Here is a 21796-nt window from a genome sequence, read left to right as displayed (position 1 = left end):
AAACATAATAAAAATATCGGAGTGCTTTATGAAAACAACAATAAAGCTGGGCCTCGTTGCGTCCTGTTTAAGCCTGCCTATTGGCGCTCAAGCTTTGGAATTTGCCGGTTACGTGCGCAGTGGCGCGGGGACTTCAACGGGCAGCGGCCCACAGCAGTGTTTCCAACTGCCGGGGGCGCAAACCAAATACCGCCTGGGTAACGAATGCGAGCAGTATGGCGAACTGGAGTTGCGCCAGGATCTGGTCACCCTCGACGACGGCTCGGTGCTCAGCGTCGATGCCATGGCGTCGCTCTACAACAAGTACGACCGTGAACTGAAGTTCCAGGGCGAGAACAACGGCACCGCGCGCATGCCGCAGATGTATGCGCAATGGTCCAACCTGCCCAGCCTCAATGGCGGCTCGCTGTGGGCCGGTCGGCGTTACTACAAGCGTAACGACATCCATATCTCCGACTTCTACTACTGGAACCAGAGCGCCACGGGCGGGGGCATCGAGGACGTGCTGATCGGCGACCTCAAGTACAGCTACGCGATTTCCCGCAAGGACAACCTGTACCAGAAGGAATACGCCACCCGTCACGACTTCAACGTCGCGGGCTTCAAGACCAACCCCGGCGGCGAGCTGGAACTGGGCTTGAGCTACATCGAAAAAGCGGGCGGGCGTGACACCAACAGCGGCTGGGCGATCACCGCGCAGCACGTGCAAAAGCCTTTCCTGGGCGGCAAGAACAAGTTTGCCTTGCAGTACGGCGAAGGCCCCGGTACTGGCTTGGGTTACACCGGCAATACCTTCCTGGATAAGAGCAGCAAAAGTTACCGCGCCGTCGAGTTTTTCGACTGGCAGGTGACTCCGCGTTTCGGTGGGCAGATCGAGGCGGTGTACCAGAAGGACATTCGTCCCGGCAGCCAGGATCAGACTTGGATGTCCCTCGGTGTGCGCCCGGCGTACGCCATCAGCGAGCAGTTCAAGCTGGTCACCGAGCTTGGGCATGATCAGGTCGACGCCAGCGGCGGCACGCGCAAGCTGAGCAAATTTACCTTCGCCCCAACCTGGTCGCCCAAAGGCCCGGATTTCTGGGCGCGGCCGGAAGTGCGCTTGTACTACACCTATGCAACGTGGAACGAAGCGGCCAAGCGCGCGGCGAATGAATGGGCGGCGGGGTCGGCGTTGTCCGATACCGGCTCCTACGGCACGGCACGGCATGGGTCGAACGTTGGTGTGCAAGTTGAATACTGGTGGAAATAGCGCGAACTCATGTGAATGCGCTTTGTGTGGGAGCTGGCTTGCCTGCGATGCGGGCGACTCGGTCTTTCAGGAAAACTGAGGCGATGCTAGCGCAGGCAAGCCAGCTCCCACATTGGAACGTCGTCGTCCTGGGGTTTGCATTAATCCAATGATTTTTACAGAACAAAACAGCAGGTGAAGCCATGACCACAACTCAACCCCTGGAACTGCTGGCGCCCTTGTCGGGTGTGCTGCTGGCGTTGGACAAGGTGCCCGACCCGGTATTCTCCAGTCGCCTGATCGGCGATGGCCTGTGCATCGACCCCACGTCGCAGACCCTCTGCGCGCCACTGGCCGGGGTGATCAGCAATATCCAAGACAGTGGGCATGCCATCAGCGTCACCGACGACAACGGCGTCCAGGTGCTGATGCATATCGGCCTGGACACCGTGAACCTGGCGGGCCAGGGCTTCACCCGGCGGGTGCAGGAAGGCCAGCGGGTGGAGGCCGGGCAAGCGCTGATCGAATTCGATGCCGATTATGTGGCGCTCAATGCGCGCAGTTTGCTGACCTTGATGCTGGTGGTCAGCGGCGAGCCGTTTACCCTGTTGGCGAACGGTCTTGTGGAGGTCGGCCAGCCGTTGTTGCAGTTATCCCCAAGTGAAACGGTTGAAGCGCTGGACGAGGAGGCGGGCGATGCGCTGTTCTCCAAACCGCTGACCTTGCCCAACGCCAACGGTTTGCACGCCCGCCCTGCGGCGGTGTTCGCCCAGGCGGCGAAGGGGTTCAATGCGAGCATCTACCTGCACAAGCAAACCCAGAGCGCCAATGCGAAGTCGCTGGTGGCGATCATGGCGTTGCAAACCGTGCAGGGCGACACCTTACAAGTGAGCGCGGCAGGGGAGGAGGCCGAGGCGGCGATCAACGCGCTGGTGGCCTTGTTGGCTGAAGGCTGTGGCGAGGCGGTTGCGACCGTTGCTGAGCCGGTTGCGGCGGAATTGTCGGCAACGTTGTTGCTGGGCGTGTGTGCATCACCGGGTTCGGCGTTTGGCCAGGTCGTTCAAGTGACCGAGCCTGAGCTGGCTATCACTGAACAAGGCACGGGGGAAACGGCTGAGCATGCCGCTTTGGCGCGCGGCCTCCAGGCTGCAAACGAAGCGCTGCAAGCTCTGCAAGACAAGGCCGCCGGCAGTGCCCAGGCAGAGATCTTCCGCGCTCATCAGGAACTGCTCGAAGACCCGACCTTGCTGGAACAAGCCCACAGCCTGTTGGCTGACGGCAAGAGCGCCGCATTTGCCTGGAACAGTGCCACCGTCGCGACGGCCCAACTGTTCCAGGGCTCAGGCAATGCCCTGCTTGCCGAACGTGCGGCAGACCTGGCCGACGTCGGCCAGCGCGTGCTGAAACTGATCCTCGGCATTCAAGACAGCGCGTGGGACTTGCCGGAACGCGCGATCCTGATCGCTGAACAACTGACGCCGTCGCAGACCGCCAGCCTGGATACACGCAAGGTGTTGGGTTTTGTCACGGTCGGCGGCGGCGCGACCAGCCACGTCGCCATCCTCGCCCGCGCCCTGGATATACCGGCGATTTGCGGCGTGTCGGCCCAAGTGCTGGCGTTGGCCAATGGCAAACAGGTCCTGCTCGACGCCGACAAAGGCGAGCTGCACCTGAACCCCAACCCGGCCGAGATCGAACACCTGGAAGTAACGCGCAAACAACAGGCTCTGCGCCATCAGCGCGACGTGGCGCACGCGTCTCTACCGGCAACCACTCGCGATGGCCATCACGTCGAAGTCACCGCTAACGTGGCTTCGTTGACGGAGGTGGAACAGTCCTTGAGCCTCGGCGGGGAAGGCGTCGGCCTGTTGCGCTCGGAATTTCTCTACCTGGGCCGCAACCGCGCACCGAGCCCCGACGAACAAGCGGCGACCTACACCGCGATCGCCCGTGCCCTGGGCCCCGAGCGCAACCTGGTGGTGCGCACCCTCGACGTTGGTGGCGACAAACCGTTGGCCTATGTGCCCATGGACGCCGAGACCAACCCATTCCTCGGTTTGCGCGGCATCCGCCTGTGCCTGGAGCGCCCGGAGCTGCTGCGCGAACAGTTCCGCGCGATCCTCGCCAGTGCCGGTTTTGCGCGGCTGCATATCATGTTGCCGATGGTCAGCCTGCTGTCGGAACTGCACCTGGCGCGCACAATCCTTAAAGAGGAAGCGCTGGCGCTCGGGCTCACTGAACTGCCGAAGCTGGGGATCATGATTGAAGTACCGTCCGCCGCGCTGATGGCGGATGTCTTCGCGCCCCATGTGGATTTTTTCTCCATTGGCACCAACGACCTGACTCAATACACCCTCGCCATGGACCGCGACCACCCGCGCCTGGCCAGTCAGGCCGACAGTCTCCACCCGGCGGTATTGCGCTTGATCGTCACCACGGTCAAGGCCGCGCATGCCCATGGCAAGTGGGTCGGCGTGTGCGGTGCGTTGGCGTCCGAAGCGCTGGCGGTGCCGGTGCTGATCGGGCTGGGTGTGGATGAGTTGTCGGTCAGCGTGCCGTTGATCCCCACCATCAAGGCCACCGTGCGTGAGCTGGACCTGGCTGACTGTCAGGCCATCGCCCGCCAGGTGTTGGGGCTGGAGGACGCCGTCCAAGTGCGTGAGGCCCTGCGCCAGTATCACGCGGCTACCGTTGAAACCTCACCTGTCGTGGAGCTTTGAGCATGTTCGAGAAATTGCAGCAGGCGTTCTGGAAGGCCCTGACGCCGGATTTGATTGCCGAGACGGTAGCGCCGCCGGGTTTGTTGTCGGCTGATGTGCTGAGGGCATTGGGTGGCGCGGATAATCTCAAGTCGCAGCAGCGGATGGCACTGACGCGGGTGCGGGTGCAGTTGCAGGATGCGGCGAAGCTTGATGCGCAGGCGCTGAAGGTGGCGGGTGTGCCGGGCGTGATGGTGTTGGCCGGTGGGGTTGTGCACCTGCTCACTGGCCTGAACTCGGCCTAGAGATCAAAGGAGATCAATGTGGGAGCCGGGCTTGCCCGCGATAGCGGTGTGTCAGGCGGCGGATATTTCGACTGACGGGCCGCCATCGCGGGCAAGCCCGGCTCCCACAGGATTTTGTGGCGTTTGGGAGAGTGTATTTACAACGGCTGGTTATCTTCCGGCGGCTTGGTCTTGTCCACACCCGGCACATGCAAATTGCCTTCGACCACCTGGTTGCCTTCCAGCTGCGGCTGGGTCACCCAGGTAAGAATGTCGTAATACCGCCGGATGTTCGCCACGAAATGCACCGGCTCACCGCCGCGCGCATAACCATAGCGCGTCTTGCTGTACCACTGCTTCTGCGACAGGCGCGGCAGCATCTTCTTCACATCCAGCCACTTGTTGGGGTTCAAACCTTCGCGCTTGGCCAGCGTGCGTGCGTCTTCCAGATGGCCGGTGCCGACGTTGTAGGCGGCGAGGGCGAACCAGGTGCGATCCGGCTCGGCGATGCTGTCGTCCAGTTCATCCTTGATCTTGGCCAGGTACTTGGCGCCGCCCATGATGCTTTGCTTGGGGTCCAGGCGGTTGGACACGCCCATCGCCTGGGCGGTGTTCTGGGTCAGCATCATCAGGCCGCGCACGCCAGTCTTGGAGGTGACGGCCGGTTGCCACAGCGATTCCTGATAGCCAATGGCTGCCAACAGGCGCCAATCGACCTTTTCTTCCTTGGCATAGGCCCGGAAGTGTTTCTCATACTTGGGTAAACGCTGCTGCAGATGCTGGGCAAAGGTGTAGGCGCCCACATAGCCGAGTACATCGACATGCCCGTAATAGCGGTCTTTGAGACGCTGCAGGGTGCCGTTCTTCTCGACCTTGTCCAGGTAACTGTTGATCTCGTTGAGCAAGCTGTTGTCTTCACCCGCCGCCACGGCCCAGCTCTGATTGCTGGCATTGCCCAGGTCGAAGGCCACGCGCACGTTGGGGAAGTACACCTGGTTCATGGCGACTTCGTTGGAGTCCACCAGGGTCAGGTCGATCTGCCCCTCGTCCACCATGCGCAGCAGGTCGACGACTTCAACGGCGTCGGACTCTTCGTATTCAATCGCAGGGTTCTGTTTCTTGAGCGCCGCCAGTTGTTCGGCGTGGGTGCTGCCCTTGAGCACCATGATCTTCTTGCCCACCAGGTCTGCCGCGTTCGTCGGGCGGGACTGGCCATTGCGGTAGATGATCTGCGGGGTGACTTCTAAATAAGGGTGGGAGAAACGCACCTGCGTCTGGCGCTGTTCGCTGCTGACCAGGCCGGCCGCCGCGAGGACCGGGCCGTTGGGCTTGCCCAGTTGGCCGAACAGGTCATCGAGGTTGTCAGCGGTCTCGATCTCCAGCTTCACGCCCAGGTCGTCGGCAAAGCGCTTGACCAGTTCGTACTCGAAACCGGTTTCACCGTTGCGGTCCTGGAAATACGTGGCCGGACTGTTTCGGGTGATCACCCGCAATACGCCATCCTCCTTGATTCGCTCGAGCGTGCTGGGTTTATCAACACAGGCGCTGAGCATCAGGAAGAGTCCGGTTGCGATGAGCCATTTGGCGCATCGCGGGCGCAAAGCAGTTGGGGAGAACATCTGCGCAGTATACGCAAACGGCCCACGGCGCCATATCTCGACAGCGCGGGACTTGTCTGCTAGCGCTTGCAAAACTGTGCTGCAGCCCGCAGAAATGCGGCTTGGCGAGGGATTGTGACGGTTAAAATAACTGCGCGGAATACCCCGGATGGCCCCTCAAAAGCGGTGCAATCCGGCCAACTGACGTCTGGCAGCAGCCACCGGTAGCGTTTCGGGTGCCGTTGGCGGCGGTTTACGCTAGAATGCACGGCCTCAAAGCACACCCCTTCCCGAGGCTGTCCCGAAGATGTTGATCCTGCGCGGCGCTCCTGCCCTTTCTGCCTTTCGCCACAGCAAACTCCTTGAGCAACTGAGCCAGAAGGTTCCAGCGGTTACAGGCCTGTATGCTGAATTTGCTCACTTCGCCGACGTTACCGGCGTGTTGGCCGCCGACGAACAGCAAGTGCTCGCACGCCTTCTGAAGTACGGCCCAAGCGTCCCCGTTCAAGAGCCTAATGGCCGCTTGTTCCTGGTACTGCCACGGTTTGGCACCATTTCGCCCTGGTCGAGCAAGGCCAGCGATATCGCCCGCAACTGTGGCCTTGAAAAAATCCAGCGTCTGGAGCGCGGTATCGCCTTCTACGTCGCGGGCCAGTTCAGCGATGCCGACGCCGAGTTGATCGCCAGCAGCCTGCACGACCGCATGACCCAGATCATCGTCAGCCAGCTGGAACAGGCTGCCGGCCTGTTCAGCCACGCCGAGCCCAAGCCGCTGAACGCGATTGACGTGCTGGGCGGCGGCCGCGCCGCCCTCGAGAAGGCCAACACCGAGTTGGGCCTGGCCCTGGCCGAAGACGAGATCGACTACCTGGTCAACGCCTTCAACGGCTTGAAGCGCAACCCGCACGACATCGAACTGATGATGTTTGCCCAGGCCAACTCCGAGCACTGCCGTCACAAGATCTTCAACGCCAGTTGGGACATCGACGGCGAGAGCCAGGAAAAAAGCCTGTTCGGCATGATCAAGAACACCTACGTGATGCACAGCGAAGGCGTTCTGTCGGCTTATAAGGACAACGCCTCGGTCATCGTCGGCTCTGTTGCCGGCCGTTTCTTCCCGGACCCTGAGACCCGCCAGTACGGCGCGGTGCAGGAGCCGGTGCACATCCTGATGAAGGTTGAAACCCACAACCACCCGACCGCGATTGCCCCGTTCCCGGGCGCAGCCACCGGTTCCGGCGGCGAAATCCGCGACGAAGGTGCTACCGGCCGTGGCGCCAAGCCAAAGGCTGGCCTCACCGGTTTCACCGTGTCCAACCTGCAGATCCCCGGCTTCGAACAGCCGTGGGAAGTGCCGTACGGCAAGCCTGAGCGCATCGTGACCGCGCTGGACATCATGATCGAAGGCCCGCTGGGCGGCGCCGCGTTCAACAACGAATTCGGTCGTCCGGCGTTGACCGGTTATTTCCGTACCTTCGAACAGTCCATCACCACCCCGCGTGGCGATGAAGTGCGCGGCTACCACAAGCCAATCATGTTGGCCGGCGGCATGGGCAACATCCGTGAAGAACACGTCAAGAAAGGCGAGATCCTGGTCGGCTCCAAGCTGATCGTACTCGGCGGCCCGGCGATGTTGATCGGCCTGGGCGGCGGCGCCGCTTCCTCCATGGCCACCGGCACCAGCTCGGCGGACCTCGACTTCGCTTCGGTACAGCGCGAAAACCCAGAGATGGAGCGCCGCTGCCAGGAAGTCATCGACCGTTGCTGGCAGCTGGGTGACAAGAACCCGATCAGCTTCATCCACGACGTCGGCGCCGGCGGTTTGTCCAACGCCTTCCCGGAACTGGTCAACGATGGCGACCGCGGTGGCCGTTTCGAACTGCGCAACATTCCAAACGACGAGCCGGGCATGGCCCCGCACGAAATCTGGAGCAACGAATCCCAGGAACGCTACGTTCTGGCCGTTGGCCCTGAAGACTTCGCGCGCTTCCAGGCCATCTGCGAACGTGAGCGTTGCCCGTTTGCCGTGGTCGGCGAAGCCACGGCCGAGCCGCAGCTTACTGTTACAGATAGCCACTTCGGCAACAGCCCGGTGGACATGCCACTCGAAGTGCTGCTGGGCAAAGCCCCGCGCATGCACCGTTCGGCCGTGCGTGAAGCCGAGCTGGGCGATGATTTCGACCCAAGCGCGCTGGAACTGGCCGATAGCATCGAACGCGTGCTACACCACCCGGCCGTGGCGAGCAAAAGCTTCCTGATCACCATCGGCGACCGCACCATCACCGGCCTGGTTGCTCGTGACCAAATGGTCGGCCCGTGGCAGGTTCCAGTGGCTGACGTTGCCGTCACCGCCACCAGCTTCGACGTCTACACCGGTGAAGCCATGGCCATGGGCGAGCGCACGCCGCTGGCCCTGCTGGACGCTCCGGCGTCGGGCCGCATGGCGATTGGTGAAACCCTCACCAACATCGCTGCTTCGCGCATCGGTAAATTGTCCGACATCAAATTGTCGGCCAACTGGATGTCCGCTGCCGGTCACCCAGGTGAAGATGCACGCCTGTACGACACGGTTAAAGCAGTCGGCATGGAACTGTGCCCGGAGCTGGGCATTACCATTCCGGTAGGCAAGGACTCCATGTCCATGGCCACCCGCTGGAACGAAGACGGCACCGACAAGAGCGTCACCTCGCCGCTGTCGCTGATCGTTACCGGTTTTGCACCGGTCACCGACATCCGCCAGACCCTGACCCCGCAACTGCGCATGGACAAGGGCACCACCGACCTGATCCTGATCGACCTGGGCCGTGGCCAGAACCGCATGGGCGCGTCGATCCTGGCACAGACCCATGGCAAGCTCGGCAAGCACGCGCCGGACGTCGACGACGCCGAAGACCTCAAAGCCTTCTTCGCCGTGATCCAGGGCCTGAATGCCGACGGCCACCTGCTGGCTTACCACGACCGTTCCGATGGCGGCTTGCTGACCAGCGTCGTGGAAATGGCTTTCGCCGGTCACTGCGGCCTGAACATCGTGCTCGACAGCGTTGCCGAGGATGCGTCTGAAATCAACGGCATCCTGTTCAACGAAGAGCTGGGCGCCGTGATCCAGGTGCGCCAGGACGCGACCCCGGACGTACTCGCCCAATTCAGCGCCGCCGGCCTGGACGACTGCGTGGCGGTGATCGGCCAGCCGATCAACAACGGCGAGATCAACATCTCTTTCAATGGCGACACCGTGTTTGCCGGCCAGCGCCGCTTGCTGCAACGCCAGTGGGCCGAGACCAGCTTCCAGATCCAGCGTCTGCGCGACAACGTTGAATGCGCCGAGCAGGAATTCGACGTGATCCTGGAAGAAGACAACCCTGGCCTGAGCACCAAGCTCAGCTTCGACGTCAACCAGGACATCGCCGCGCCTTACATCAAGAAAGGCATCCGCCCACAAGTTGCGGTACTGCGTGAGCAGGGCGTCAACGGCCAGGTGGAAATGGCGGCCGCGTTCGACCGCGCCGGCTTCAATGCGATCGACGTGCACATGAGCGACATCCTCGCCGGTCGCGTTGACCTCAATGAGTTCAAAGGCCTCGTCGCCTGCGGCGGTTTCTCCTACGGCGACGTGCTGGGTGCCGGTGAAGGCTGGGCCAAATCGGCCCTGTTCAACAGCCGTGCCCGCGACGCGTTCCAGGGCTTCTTCGAACGCACCGACAGCTTCACCCTGGGTGTGTGCAACGGTTGCCAGATGATGTCCAACCTCAGCGAACTGATCCCGGGCAGCGAGTTCTGGCCGCACTTTGTGCGCAACCGTTCCGAGCAGTTCGAAGCCCGTGTTGCCATGGTGCAGGTGCAGGAGTCCAACTCGATCTTCCTGCAAGGCATGGCCGGTTCGCGCATGCCAATCGCCATCGCACACGGTGAAGGCCATGCCGAGTTCGCCAGCGAAGAAGCCCTGCTCGAAGCCGACCTGTCCGGCACGGTGGCGCTGCGCTTCGTCGACAACCACGGCAAGGTCACCGAGACCTACCCGGCCAACCCGAACGGCTCGCCGCGCGGGATCACCGGTCTCACCAGCCGCGACGGTCGCGTCACCATCATGATGCCGCACCCGGAGCGTGTATTCCGCGCCGTGCAGAACTCGTGGCGCCCGGAAGAGTGGAACGAAGACGGCGCCTGGATGCGCATGTTCCGCAACGCGCGCGTGTGGGTGAACTAAGACGGTGTACAAGCTCGCCTTCTTCGTGCCCGACAGCCATGTGGAGACGGTGAAAACCGCCGTCTTCGCCGCCGGCGGCGGACGCATCGGCAGCTACGACAGCTGCGCCTGGCAAGTGCTGGGCCAGGGCCAATTCCGCGCGATGGACGGCAGCCAGCCGTTTATTGGGCAGGTGGGCCAGGTTGAAGTGGTTGAGGAATGGAAGGTTGAGTTGGTGGTGGCGGATGAGTTGATTGTGGCTGTTGTGGCTGCACTCAAGCTTAGCCATCCGTATGAGACACCGGCGTATGAGGTGTGGCAGTTGGCGGATTTTTAACTCGCACGCTGCAAAAACAAGAAACCCGCTGAGCCAGTTTGGTCAGCGGGTTTTTTTTTGCTTCTAAATGCCTCATTTTGGGAGGATTTTTAATGGTCCGTACTAATAGATACTTCTGGTTCGACGGAGAGGGATATTAGATTGGCAATCTCTGTATATAGTTGTACGTCTTCTTCAGTTGATGAAATCGAAACTACAAGGCTATAGCGACTACGACTGTTACACCTCCCTAAATGAGGTCTATAACGCCACCAGCCAGCTACGGGATATATAGCAATTTTGTCTCGTGCGGCTAAATCAATAGCTGGGCCAGTCCAAACGTCGCTATGTATCGATCCAGCAGCGACATGTTTTGAACCAAAGGTCCAATTATTGTCTGATTCGGCAGGCGGAGGATTTTTCTCTAGGCGCTCCAGCTTATTTATACGGTGCCTGAAGGCTGCCTCAGTCTCAGATTTTCTTTTTAGGTCGAATCGTAGACCGAATGATTGATATCTGGCGGGAACAACTTGCGCCATCTCTCCTGGGCTCGGCTCTACAAAGTAAGATAACGTGATTTTAAGCTGAACTTCACTATTCTCTAAACGCTCCAGTTCAGCCTTTGGCCAGGGAAGATCGTAATAATGGACTTCGTTGAAATGTGGCTCACCCTTTTCTCGACCGTTATCATCACAATCCCTGATAAAAGGTTGTATATATGTTTCGGAAATTAGTGCTAGATCATTTTGCGCAGAGGCAAGGGCGCGTTGCAATTGTGGAACGCCGTATCCAAAGTGCCTGGCGAGTAACACACGATCCTTTTTGCTCTTTCCCTTCAGTCGGCTAAGCATTACAGGAGTCCATTGAGCACTATGAATAATTAGCGCTCGTATAGTCTCCGGCCAGAGTTTTGGATGATGGGCCATTATAGCAGCAGCCAGACCCGCTGCTTGGGCAGTAGCTGAGCTAGTCGCCCAAAACTCTTCCACAGGATTATTAGTAAAATCCTTTCCTGTAGTAAGGATAGATAGGGAAGGTATGCCTGAAATTATTTGTCGTCCATCAGGACTTATAGCTTTGTTCCCCGCTTCAAAAACTACTTCCGGTTTGATTGGCGTTTTGGAGTGCTCCCAGTCAATTGAGGCACGGCTATATGGGCTGTGATCGCCAACGTTAGCTACTGGGTGCCAATCTTCATATCCGGGTTGGCTTTGCAAATCTACTTTGTCTGTGAATCCGCCTACAGCTAAAGCATTCCAGGCTTGCGCGGGATCTTCAATTGGAAATTCGTATAGATCTGATACATCCTCAGGATTTGAAGAGTCAGGAATGTTTCCTGCCGAGAGAATGAACAGGCGCCTAGGTCCCAATTCTCCATCATCATCAAAATCGCCAACCATAGAACCGGAGCAAATTTGGTCGATTGAAGAGCTCCACGTCGTAGGTCTTATACCTGAAACATGCTCGTTGGATACTGCCATACAGTAAACGCGATTTCGTGTCGGTGCTCTTGTTTCAGCAAGGCTTACTGCGGACTGGGTAATCACTCCGTAGCTTGAGGGACTGTTTCGCTCCCATCCTCGTGGAGGTAGAAACTTAACAGACTCGATCTTTGCGTTTAGGTTAACGCTTCTCTGGTCCGCAAGCGAGTAAGTCAGATCCCCAAATAGCACCGCTCCTGCCATGTTGGTCCCATGACCATGGTGATCATCGCTGCCCCAGTCAAGATTAACAGACTGACAATCCTCAAGTGAGATCGCTGGTTGTAAAAGAGGATGTGCGTGATTTACTCCGTTATCGAGAATGCAGACCGAAGGGCTGTCAGCTGCTGGAGGTTTAATGCGTCCTGAGAGATCGGAGGTCCAATGAAATTTATCTTTGGGAGGTAACCGAGTAAAAAAATATGGGTTGTCAGTAGCTCCTCTAAGCTCCTCAACTCCATCAGAGTTATTTGTAAGAAGTGATATTTCCAATGTATTTGCGTAAATAAGTAGTACTTCTGTGTCTGGAAAGCTGAGATGGTTTTCACTTACTCGTAATTTGAGAGTTTGACAGATGCGACGTAGCTGGTCGACTCTTGTAGGAATGCACCAGCACTCCCACCACAATTGTTTAGAAAGCCCGGCTGGAAAGGGGCGCGAGTCTGTCCATAAAGTTTCAAGATTTCCAAGGGTAAATTCGTTTACTGATGAGAATTTGCTATCGTTTTTTGCGTTTCCTTTAGGTGTCTTTTCCTCCGCATATTCTCTTAGTTTTTCACCTAGGAAATCAACTGCATCTATTGGGACGTATAAGGCACCTATGGCGCCGCCATCCTCGGAAACTCTTAGCGCGGAAAGTCTAATGTTTTGAGTTTTCCAGTTAAGGTCTGAAGGTACGCTACCCGACTCAAAGATAACTTCAAGGTACAACCCAGGCGAGCCCTCACAAATATCGGAACTGAAATACCCGTTCTGCCCAGAAAACGCAGTTATTGCTAATTCGAATTTTTCCCTGAGACGGCTCCCATGACCCTCTCCGCGCTCTGAAGATAGGCCACTCATGTCCTTCTGTGGGCGTTGATAAGGACGACCACTTTGGAATTTTTCAAATCGGAAATGCGGAAGCTCGTACGACGCCATTTGGAATTTTCCATAAATCCATGGCTCTGCTCGCTTACTTCTGCTAGCTAGAGCTCAAGCCTGACAAAGTATTCTTAAGTGTGCGGCGTTGTTGTAGTGCGTTCGATATTTGTTCGGTAGACGCATTTTTAGCGTCATGAAGAACCAAGTCTTTAATGACTTCTGCTGCCGCTTGGCTTAACTCAGCCTGACTAAGCCCCGCTGCAGCGGATGCGATTTTTGCCCATGATATTCTTTTGGGTAGAAAAGCGTGCATACGCATTTCGAGAACTGCTTTAATACCATCTGAGTTGGGTAGCGCATATTCGATAATGTCATCAAATCTACGAAATAGCGCTTTGTCGAGTAGCTCTGGGTGATTGGTTGTTGCTAGTACTAAACTATCAGTGCTATTTGACTCTTCTAGAAACTGTAGAAAAGAGTTTAGTACTCTGCGCATCTCTCCGACGTCGTTATCAGCATTTCGACGACCGCCGATGGCATCAAATTCGTCAAATAAGTAAACGGCACGCACTGTTGCAATATGATCGAAGATTAACCGAAGCTTTGACGCGGTTTCACCCATGAATCGGGTGATTACCGACTCTAATCTGATAGTGAACAATGGTAACCGTAACTCTCCCGCTAAAACGGATGCAGTAAGCGTTTTACCTGAACCCGGAGGCCCAACTAGCAGTAGTTTTGAACTGGGGACTAAGCCGTGACTTCGAAGTTTGTCCCGTTGACGCTGCTGGTGTATAAGCCGGTCGAGGCGTGCTCGTTTCGGATCATCCAGAATCAAATCCTGAATTTGTGTTTTGGGATAAGCTACTGACAGTAAGTTTTCCAGATCTCCTCTCGGTTTGGAGATAGGAATCGCTACCTTCTGGTTTTGCAATGACTGAGCAGCCTTAGCGGGGCTGCGCTTTCGAGCCGTATCAACAAGTGTTTTCAACTCGTCCGCGACGTCTTTTCGTCCACGGCGCGCCTCTGCAGCAGCAACCTGTAGAGCGATAGATAGGAACTGCTCCTCGTCACCTTGATTATGGCTGCTTAGCAGAGCAATGATTTGTTGGGCCGTAGCCATTGGAGCGCCTTCCCTGTCTGGACGATGGGCTACTGGTTCTGGTTGGCATTCTAGTCCATCAATCAAATCTGGCCTACCTACGGTCGTCCGATTGCGATCGTTCCAGAGTCTTCCGACAAAATGGCGGGATTGCGGTTAGGAAACCAGTTCAATAGTCTCTTTACCTCATCTTAAAGTCGAGAAAGGCAATGGCGAAGTTTCTCAATAGCTCTCCCTGCCTTCACTCCGCCTTGAGGATTTTGGTCAAAAAGCCCCTGGACCATGCTGACGACGTTGCCCTGATCAGTGCGGCGAAAGCGGTGTGGTACTCCGACGAGGATCTTGTGGGTGAAGTGAAAATATTTCTGAAAGGGTGCTCCAGTGAATTGGAAGTGCGTCGCGCAGGCTATTTGCTTGAGCGCTTCACACGCTTTTCTTGTGCGACAGATAGTCGGGTAAAGGAAGCGTTGAAAGCGCTTGAACTGTTTTCAGCGTCCAAGCAATACGTGAAACCACAAGGTGCTGTTGCGTTGCGTAGTCGTCGTGACGAACTGGCAATGTCCTGGGGGGTGAGTGAGGGACTGGGTTTGAAGGTTCAGACCTTAATGCCGTTTCAGACCCGCCACTACGCAGCCGAACAGCGGGTGGCGTCTGCCTAGGTATCGACAGCTATCAAAGAACCCGGCTTAGCCGGTTTTTTGCTGTCTGCGATGTCTTCAGCTCTAGGAGATTTCCGATAAGCCTTTCAGGTTGTCCGTCGGAACTCGCACAACTAACCTTCGTCAGTCGCTGCCAATTCAGTGACCGGGACTGCAAGCCCGCCGAAACCTCACCAGTTAGTTACAAGCGCCTTTATAATTGCGGCGCTTTTTCATGGTCGCCATTTATGGCGGCTGTGTGCGGGAGACCTTCGGGTCTACCGAGACTTGCTGGTGACTCTCGGTCTTGCAGGCCCGCACACAGCTGCCACCCATCATCTGCAAGTGATGCTGGTAGTCCTTACTTCACACCAGAGGTTTACCATGATCAAAGACAGCCCAAACCCCCCGTCAGATTCCCAACCCACCGACCAAATTTTCACCGTCCTAACCAACCTGAACAGCGAAACCCTGCTCGCCAATGCTTCCCAAGACCTGGCATCCGTGCAGGCACTGGCGGGCAATCTGGCTTTTGACGTCGACGGCCCGCAGCGAGATGCAGTGCTGGGGATTCATCGGATGGTGGAAGGTATCCAGTTGATGGTCGATCGGGTGTTGGACCTACAGGAAGTACCGATCAGCAACTGACCTCACCCACTCTGTGGCGAGGGAGCTTGCTCCCGTTGGGGTGCGAAGCGCCCCCAAAACCTGCCACAGAGTTCTTCTGAAAGAATGGGTGTTCTGAGCGAAGGGCTGCTGCGCAGCCCAACGGGAGCAAGCTCCCTCGCCACAGGGTGGTCAGGCGTTGATTGGACGGGTAACCAACCGCTCTAACGCCTCACCCAATCCTGACGCCTTGTCACCAATCAACAAGTGCCAAACACCGCTTTCCAGCTGGCTGACACCCTGGCAGCCGAGTGCAGTAAGTTGAGCTTCGGACAATACAGAATCATCCCCCAACTCCACCCGCAACCGCGTCATCGCCACCGCTTCCAACTGCCGCACATTCCCCCGGCCGCCCAAGGCATTCAGCCATTTCTCAGCTTCCTGCATATTCACCGCCACCGGCTTATCCACAGGCGCAACCGTCGCCGGTGCATTGGCAACAAACGACGGCATCGCCAAGCGAATCTCATCAGCAATGCTATCTGCCATCGGCCCCACCACCACCTGCAAACTCCCGCCATTCCCCGGCCGGACAACAGCCATGGCGCCCAGCGCTTTCAACTCCGCATCCACCGCCTTGTTGCGATCCACCATGTCCAACCGCAGGCGCGTCGTACAGGCACCGACGCTCAGCAAATTCTCTGCACCACCCAAGGCCTGGATGTAGGCCGTGGCACGCTGGTTATCCGTCATTACCTCAGCCTGCACCACCTGAATATCTTCACGCCCCGGCGTCTTCAGGTTGAAGCGACGAATGCAGTAATTGAACACGCTGTAATAGATCACCGCGTAAGCCAACCCCACCGGGAACACCAACCAACCATTGGTGGACTTGCCCCAACCCAGCACCATGTCGATAAACCCACCGGAGAAGGTAAAGCCCAGGTGGATATTCAGCATATTGGTGACAGCCATCGACAGGCCTGTCAGCACGGCGTGAATCAGGTACAGAAACGGCGCGAGGAACATGAACGCAAATTCAATCGGCTCAGTCACCCCGGTCAAAAACGAGGTCAGCGCCATCGACAGGAAAATCCCGCCCATCACTTTACGGCGTTCCGGCAACGCGTTGCGGTACATCGCCAAACACGCCGCCGGCAGGCCAAACAGCATCACCGGGAACATGCCGGTCATGAACTGGCCGCCTTTCGGGTCGCCAGCGAAGTAGCGGGTGAGGTCGCCAGTGACCACGGCGCCGGTCACCGGATCGGTAAAGGTGCCAAACACAAACCACGCCATATTGTTGAGGATATGGTGCAGGCCTGTGACGATCAGCAGGCGGTTGAACACGCCGAACACAAACGCGCCGAGGCTGCCGCTCTCCATCAGCAACACGCCGAAACTGTTGATGCCGTGCTGGATCGGCGGCCAGATCAAACCAAAGATCACGCCCAATCCGACCGCGCTGAACCCCGTGACAATCGGCACAAACCTTCGCCCGCCAAAGAACGCGAGGTACTCCGGCAGCTTGATGTCCTTGAAGCGGTTGTACAGCCCGCCCGCCATCAAGCCGCTGGCGATACCGGCGAGCATGCCCATGTTGATAGAGGTGTCCATCACCTTGAGCGTGGAGACCATCACCAGGTAACCAATGGCGCCAGCCAACCCGGCTGTGCCGTTGTTGTCGCGGGCGAAACCCACGGCGATGCCGATGGCGAAGATCAGTGCCAGGTTGGCGAAGATCGCCTGCCCGGCGTCGTGCATCACCGCGATGTTCAGCAGGTCGGTGTCGCCCAGGCGCAGCAGCAGGCCGGCGATCGGCAGGATCGCAATCGGCAGCATGAGTGCACGGCCCAGGCGTTGCAGGCCTTCGATGAAATGTTGGTACATGGCGTGTCTCCTTTTGTTGTTGTTATCAGCTCAACGGCCAGTGGTGTTGACAGGCTTGGCGAACGGCCTTTGCGCTGCTCAGGTCGAGCAGGCCTAGGCTCAATTGCCGGCATTGCGCCGCGTCCAGGTGGCGGACGCGGTCCTTGATTTCGCCGATCTGCGGCGGGCTCACCGACAGTTCGCTGACGCCCAGGCCGACCAGCACCGGCGTGGCGAGCGGGTCGGAGGCGAGGGCGCCACAGACGCCGACCCAACGGCCGTGCTTGGCTGCACCGGCACAGGTCTGGGCGATCAGCCGCAACAGCGCCGGGTGCAACGCGTCGACCCGCGCGGCGAGCCCGGCGTGGTCGCGGTCCATGGCCAGGGTGTACTGGGACAGGTCATTGGTGCCGATGGACAGGAAGTCTGCGTGCTTGGCCAACTGGTCGGCCATCAGCGCGGCGGCAGGCACTTCGATCATCACACCGAGTTCGGGGCGTTGGGTCAGCTTCAGCTCTACGCACAGCTCATCCAGGCGCTGGCGGATCTGCAGCAGTTCGTCGACTTCGCTGACCATCGGCAGCAGGATGCGGCAACGCGCCAGCGGGCTTACTTGCAGCAGGGCACGCAGTTGCTGGTCGAGCACCTCAGGGCGCACCTGTGCCAGGCGAATACCGCGCAGGCCCAGCACCGGGTTGGCCTCGACGGGCAGCGGTAGATAATCGAGCTGTTTGTCGCCGCCCACATCGATGGTGCGGATGATCACTGACTTGTCGCCCATGGCATCCAGCACTGCCTGGTAGGCGTGACGCTGTTCCTGCTCATCCGGCGCGGTGCGGCGGTCGACGAAGAGAAATTCGGTGCGCAGCAGGCCGACGCCATCAGCGCCGTTTTCAAAGGCCACCTGGGCTTCGGCACTGGAGGCGACATTGGCCGCGACTTCAATGGTCACGCCATCGCTGGTGCGCGCCGGCTCCTGGGCTTGGGCCTGTTGCTGTTGGCGACGCAGATTCTGTGCGTCACGAATCTGGTGCACTTCGGCGTGACGCGCTTCGGTGGGCTCCAATTCCAGACGGCCGTTGACGGCGTCGAGTACCACGCGCTGGCCTTGGGGCACGTCGAGTACTTCGGCACCCAGCGCCACCACACACGGCAAGCCTTTGCCGCGGGCCAGGATCGCTACATGGGACGTCGCGCCGCCTTCGGCCATGCAGATGCCGGCAGCCTCCTGGGCACTCAATTGCAGCAGGTCAGACGGCGTCAACTCGTGGGCGCTGACGATCGCACCGGCAGGCAATTCGAAGTGCCAGGCTTCACCCAGCAACGCTCGTAATACGCGTTGTTGCAAATCCCGTAGATCATTTGAACGCTCGGCGAACAGGGGTTTGCCCAAGGCCAGCAGCACCGCGCATTGCGCCTGGATCGCATTGCGCCAGGCGTGGGTAGCGGCGCTGCCGTTTTCGATGGCGCCGGTAGCCGATTCCAGCAGTGTTGGGTCTTCCAGCAAGGCGAGATGCGCCGCGAAGATGTCCTCTTCCTCGACGTTCTTACGCTGGCGGGCGTGGTCCAGTGTCGTGCGGATTTCGCTGCGCACTTGCTCCAGCGCAGTGTCCAGGCGTTGCAGTTGTTCGTCGGCAGAATGGTTGCCGGTGTCGGCTGGCAGTTCGATACCGGTCAGGCGGAACAGTGGCCCGCAGACCAATCCCGGCGCAGCACACACGCCTTGCAATACGCCGACTTCGGTATTTGTCCGGCGTGGCGCGACGATGGCAGGGGCGTGGTGTTCTTCTTTGATAGCCGCGGACAAGGCCGCGACCAGCGCCTGCAATGCTGCCTCAGCATCCTTGCCGCGACAGCTCACACGGACTTCGTCACCCTCGCCAATGCCCAAACCCATCAAGCCAATCAGGCTGTCGCACGACGCCGACTTATCGCCGAACTGCAGCTGTGCCTGGCTGCTGAAACCCTGGGCGGCCTTGCGTACTAATGCCGCCGGGCGCGCGTGCAAACCGCCCCGGTGGGTAATGCGCACGTTGGCGCTGGTTTCAGCGTCCGAGTTATCCACAGGCGCTTGAGCCGACGCCGCCGAACGCGCCACGATCTGTACCAGCGGCTCGCCGACCTTGACCGTTTTCCCCGCTACCGCGCGCAATTCGAAGCGCTCGCCATTGGTCAGGATGATCAGGCTGACCAGGCTTTTGCACTGGCGCGCAATGCGGTCCAGGTCAAACTGCACCAACGCCTGGCCCTTGCTGACCCGCGCGCCGTCCTTCACCAACAAGGCAAAGCCTTCGCCATTCAGCTCGACCGTGTCGATGCCCACATGCATCAATACTTCGGCGCCGTTATCGGCGCGAAGGGTCAGCGCATGCCCGGTGCGGGCGACATGGATGATCACCCCGTCACACGGTGCGTGCAGGCAATCGTTCAACGGGTCGATGGCAATGCCGTCGCCCATCGCGCCGCTGGCGAACACTTCGTCGGGGACGTTGCCCAGGGCCAGCACCGGCCCACTGAGGGGAGCGCTGAGGGTCAGATCATTATTGTTGTTGGACATCGGCACGGTACTCATCAGGAAAACACGGCAATCGACTCAGTGAGTGCGAGTGACTTTGCTCAGGTGGCGTGGCTGGTCGGGATTCATGCCCCGGGCTTCGGCCAAACCTGCAGCCATGACGTAAAAACTCTGGATCGCCAGGATCGGGTCCAGGCTTGGGTGTTCGGCGCGGCTCAGGGTCAGGTCGCGTTCAGCGATATCGTCCGGCGCGGCCAGCAGCACACGGGCGCCGCGCTGGCGCATGTCGGCGGCCAGGCTCAATAGGCCGGCTTGTTCGGCACCGCGCGGGGCGAAGACCAGCAGGGGGTAGTTGTCGCCAATCAGGGCCATCGGGCCGTGACGCACCTCGGCGCTGCTGAAGGCTTCGGCCTGGATCGCCGAGGTTTCCTTGAGCTTGAGCGCGGCTTCCTGGGCGATGGCAAAACCGGCGCCGCGGCCGATGACCATCAGTTGCTGGCAGTCGCGCAGGGCGTCAATGGCAACCGTCCAATCTTGTTTGGCGGCGGCACGCAGGTCATCGGGCAGCGCACGACAGGCTTGCAGCAGCTCGGTTTCCTGATTCCAGTGGCCGATCAACTGCGCGCTGGCGCTGAGGGTGGCGATAAAACTCTTGGTCGCGGCCACGCTGTGTTCCGGCCCGGCGCACAGCGGTATATGAAACTCGCAGGCGGCTTCCAGCGGCGAGTCTTCGGCGTTGACCAGCGAAATGCTCAGGGCACCGCGCTTGCGCAGCAGGCGCAGGCTGTTCACCAAGTCTGGACTTTGTCCCGACTGGGAAAACCCAAACACCACCTGGCCGCTGACTTTCATCGGCGCTTGCAACAGGGTCACCACCGACATCGGCAGCGACGCCACCGGGATGCCCACGTGTTGCATGGCCAAATACGAAAAATAGCTGGCAGCGTGGTCCGAGCTGCCCCGTGCAATGGTCATCGCCACTTGTGGCGGCTGGCGGCGCAGGCGGCCGGCGATTTCTTCCAGCGGCGGATCCAGGCGTTGCAGTTGGGCGGCGACGGCGTCGCAGGAGGCCAGGGCCTCTTCAAGCATTTTTGAAGTCAATGGTTTCTCCTTCGACCATTACGTCGGTGAGTGTCAGGGAGCGGTCCAGGCGCACGCAGTCGGCAAAGCTGCCGGGTTGCAGGCGGCCGCGTTCTTCCAGGCCCAGGTAGTCCGCGGGAAATTGCGACAGGCGTTGTGAGGCTTCGCTGATGGGCAGGCCGATTTTCACCAGGTTGCGCAGCGCCTGGTCCATGGTCAGCGTGCTGCCGGCCAGGGTGCCGTCGGCCAGGCGTACGCCGCCCAGGCATTTGGTCACGGTGTGGCTGCCCAGCTTGTACTCGCCATCGGGCATGCCGGCGGCGGCGGTGGAATCGGTGACGCAATACAGGCATGGGATCGCACGCAGCGCCACGCGCATGGCGCCGGGGTGCACGTGGAGCAGATCCGGGATCAGTTCTGCATATTTCGCGTGAGCCAGGGCCGCGCCGACGATGCCGGGCTCGCGGTGATGCAGTGGGCTCATGGCGTTGTATAAATGGGTGAAGCTGGTGGCACCGGCGGCGAGGGCGGCGACGCCTTCTTCATAGCTGCCGAGGGTGTGGCCTATCTGCATGCGCACGCCGCGTTCGCTGAGGGCGCGGATCAGGGCGTCATGGCCGGCAATTTCAGGCGCGATGGTGATCACGCGGATCGGCGCCAAACGCAGGTAGGCTTCCACTTCCGCCATCAGCGCGGTGTGGGCGAAATTGGGTTGGGCACCGAGTTTTCCCGGATTGATGTAAGGCCCTTCCAGGTGCACGCCGAGTACGCGGGCACTGCCTGTCGGACGCTGTTCGCAGAAGCTGCCGAGCTGGCCGAGTACGCTGGAAATCTCGTCGACCGGCGCAGTCATGGTGGTAGCCAGCAGCGAGGTCGTACCAAAGCGCACGTGTGTGCGGGTAATCGTCTCGAAGGCCTCCAAGCCTTCCATGATGTCTTTGCCGCCACCGCCGTGCACGTGCAGGTCGATAAAGCCGGGCAGCAAGTAAGGCAGGTCGTTTTCCGCCGGGTCGCAGGGCACGCCTTCAATGGCGGTCACCTTGCCGTGTTCGTGCGCCAGGCGGCCGCGAATCCAGCCGCTGGGCGTGAGGATGTTGTCTTCGGACATGGGCAG

At 59.3% G+C, this 21796-nt stretch carries 14 protein-coding genes; 7 read left to right on the top strand and 7 right to left on the bottom strand.

The features are described from left to right. Nucleotides 1-28: 28 nt before the first annotated feature. The 3 genes from AB4O35_RS00530 to AB4O35_RS00520 all read left to right on the top strand — a co-directional run bounded on the left by AB4O35_RS00530 (nt 29) and on the right by AB4O35_RS00520 (nt 4232). Nucleotides 29-1249 carry a maltoporin gene (locus AB4O35_RS00530; protein ID WP_065880760.1) on the top strand — a complete coding sequence of 407 codons (1221 nt, stop codon included), beginning with the start codon at nt 29-31 and terminating at the stop codon, nt 1247-1249. Between the two features lie 182 nt (nt 1250-1431). After that, nucleotides 1432-3948: a phosphoenolpyruvate--protein phosphotransferase gene (gene ptsP / locus AB4O35_RS00525; RefSeq protein WP_065945792.1), complete on the top strand. Its 2517-nt coding sequence runs from the start codon at nt 1432-1434 to the stop codon at nt 3946-3948. A gap of 2 nt (nt 3949-3950) precedes the next feature. Then, nucleotides 3951-4232: a PTS transporter subunit EIIB gene (locus AB4O35_RS00520; RefSeq protein WP_065889975.1), complete on the top strand. Its 282-nt coding sequence runs from the start codon at nt 3951-3953 to the stop codon at nt 4230-4232. A 137-nt stretch (nt 4233-4369) separates the two neighbouring features. On the opposite strand, the gene mltF is transcribed toward AB4O35_RS00520, so the two are convergent. Then, the gene (gene mltF, locus AB4O35_RS00515; protein WP_065874545.1) at nt 4370-5830 is read right to left on the bottom strand and encodes a membrane-bound lytic murein transglycosylase MltF; all 1461 of its coding nucleotides are present in this window, start codon (nt 5828-5830) and stop codon (nt 4370-4372) included. Between the two features lie 286 nt (nt 5831-6116). Between mltF and purL the strand changes: the two genes are divergently transcribed. Together purL and AB4O35_RS00505 are read left to right on the top strand one after the other, a co-directional pair. After that, entirely contained in the window at nt 6117-10013 is a 3897-nt protein-coding gene (gene purL / locus AB4O35_RS00510) for a phosphoribosylformylglycinamidine synthase (RefSeq protein WP_065889973.1), read from the top strand. Between the two features lie 4 nt (nt 10014-10017). Continuing rightward, nucleotides 10018-10329: a YqfO family protein gene (locus tag AB4O35_RS00505; protein WP_065874547.1), complete on the top strand. Its 312-nt coding sequence runs from the start codon at nt 10018-10020 to the stop codon at nt 10327-10329. An 89-nt stretch (nt 10330-10418) separates the two neighbouring features. On the opposite strand, the gene AB4O35_RS00500 is transcribed toward AB4O35_RS00505, so the two are convergent. After that, nucleotides 10419-12929: a S8 family peptidase gene (locus tag AB4O35_RS00500; protein WP_083207109.1), complete on the bottom strand. Its 2511-nt coding sequence runs from the start codon at nt 12927-12929 to the stop codon at nt 10419-10421. A 43-nt stretch (nt 12930-12972) separates the two neighbouring features. Continuing rightward, nucleotides 12973-13995: an AAA family ATPase gene (locus tag AB4O35_RS00495; protein ID WP_065874549.1), complete on the bottom strand. Its 1023-nt coding sequence runs from the start codon at nt 13993-13995 to the stop codon at nt 12973-12975. A gap of 188 nt (nt 13996-14183) precedes the next feature. Between AB4O35_RS00495 and AB4O35_RS00490 the strand changes: the two genes are divergently transcribed. Both AB4O35_RS00490 and AB4O35_RS00485 read left to right on the top strand, forming a co-directional pair. Next, nucleotides 14184-14633: a hypothetical protein gene (locus AB4O35_RS00490; RefSeq protein WP_065874550.1), complete on the top strand. Its 450-nt coding sequence runs from the start codon at nt 14184-14186 to the stop codon at nt 14631-14633. A gap of 363 nt (nt 14634-14996) precedes the next feature. Further along, nucleotides 14997-15260 (top strand): DUF6124 family protein, encoded by a 264-nt coding sequence (locus AB4O35_RS00485; RefSeq protein ID WP_065874551.1) that lies wholly within the window; start codon nt 14997-14999, stop codon nt 15258-15260. A 150-nt stretch (nt 15261-15410) separates the two neighbouring features. Here AB4O35_RS00485 and nagE read toward each other — a convergent pair whose 3' ends face one another. Genes nagE through nagA form a run of 4 tightly spaced genes read right to left on the bottom strand, consistent with a single transcriptional unit; the run spans nt 15411 to nt 21790 of the window. Next, on the bottom strand, nt 15411-17108 hold the full coding sequence (gene nagE, locus AB4O35_RS00480; protein WP_065874552.1) for an N-acetylglucosamine-specific PTS transporter subunit IIBC: 1698 nt from the start codon (nt 17106-17108) through the stop codon (nt 15411-15413). A gap of 25 nt (nt 17109-17133) precedes the next feature. Then, nucleotides 17134-19644 (bottom strand): phosphoenolpyruvate--protein phosphotransferase, encoded by a 2511-nt coding sequence (ptsP, locus tag AB4O35_RS00475; protein ID WP_065889968.1) that lies wholly within the window; start codon nt 19642-19644, stop codon nt 17134-17136. 36 nt (nt 19645-19680) lie between these two features. Continuing rightward, complete coding sequence (locus AB4O35_RS00470) at nt 19681-20691, bottom strand: SIS domain-containing protein (RefSeq protein WP_065874554.1); 1011 nt, start codon at nt 20689-20691, stop codon at nt 19681-19683. Then, nucleotides 20684-21790, bottom strand: coding sequence for an N-acetylglucosamine-6-phosphate deacetylase (gene nagA / locus AB4O35_RS00465; RefSeq protein WP_065874555.1), 1107 nt, complete (start codon nt 21788-21790; stop codon nt 20684-20686). Before nagA ends, AB4O35_RS00470 begins: the two co-directional genes overlap by 8 nt. Between the last annotated feature and the right edge of the window lie 6 nt (nt 21791-21796).

It is taken from the genome of Pseudomonas sp. H1_A03 (assembly GCF_054685145.1).
The sequence above is the reverse complement of the archived record's forward strand: the minus strand, read 5'-3'. Positions and strand labels throughout refer to the sequence as shown.

What these genes read in the sequence shown, in the direction of transcription:
- AB4O35_RS00530 (WP_065880760.1), top strand. Translation starts at nt 29, where the DNA reads ATGAAAACAACAATAAAGCTGGGCCTCGTTGCGTCCTGTTTAAGCCTG.
- ptsP (WP_065945792.1), top strand. Translation starts at nt 1,432, where the DNA reads ATGACCACAACTCAACCCCTGGAACTGCTGGCGCCCTTGTCGGGTGTG.
- AB4O35_RS00520 (WP_065889975.1), top strand. Translation starts at nt 3,951, where the DNA reads ATGTTCGAGAAATTGCAGCAGGCGTTCTGGAAGGCCCTGACGCCGGAT.
- mltF (WP_065874545.1), bottom strand. Translation starts at nt 5,830, where the DNA reads ATGTTCTCCCCAACTGCTTTGCGCCCGCGATGCGCCAAATGGCTCATC.
- purL (WP_065889973.1), top strand. Translation starts at nt 6,117, where the DNA reads ATGTTGATCCTGCGCGGCGCTCCTGCCCTTTCTGCCTTTCGCCACAGC.
- AB4O35_RS00500 (WP_083207109.1), bottom strand. Translation starts at nt 12,929, where the DNA reads ATGGCGTCGTACGAGCTTCCGCATTTCCGATTTGAAAAATTCCAAAGT.
- AB4O35_RS00495 (WP_065874549.1), bottom strand. Translation starts at nt 13,995, where the DNA reads ATGGCTACGGCCCAACAAATCATTGCTCTGCTAAGCAGCCATAATCAA.
- AB4O35_RS00490 (WP_065874550.1), top strand. Translation starts at nt 14,184, where the DNA reads ATGGCGAAGTTTCTCAATAGCTCTCCCTGCCTTCACTCCGCCTTGAGG.
- AB4O35_RS00485 (WP_065874551.1), top strand. Translation starts at nt 14,997, where the DNA reads ATGATCAAAGACAGCCCAAACCCCCCGTCAGATTCCCAACCCACCGAC.
- nagE (WP_065874552.1), bottom strand. Translation starts at nt 17,108, where the DNA reads ATGTACCAACATTTCATCGAAGGCCTGCAACGCCTGGGCCGTGCACTC.
- ptsP (WP_065889968.1), bottom strand. Translation starts at nt 19,644, where the DNA reads ATGTCCAACAACAATAATGATCTGACCCTCAGCGCTCCCCTCAGTGGG.
- AB4O35_RS00470 (WP_065874554.1), bottom strand. Translation starts at nt 20,691, where the DNA reads ATGCTTGAAGAGGCCCTGGCCTCCTGCGACGCCGTCGCCGCCCAACTG.
- nagA (WP_065874555.1), bottom strand. Translation starts at nt 21,790, where the DNA reads ATGTCCGAAGACAACATCCTCACGCCCAGCGGCTGGATTCGCGGCCGC.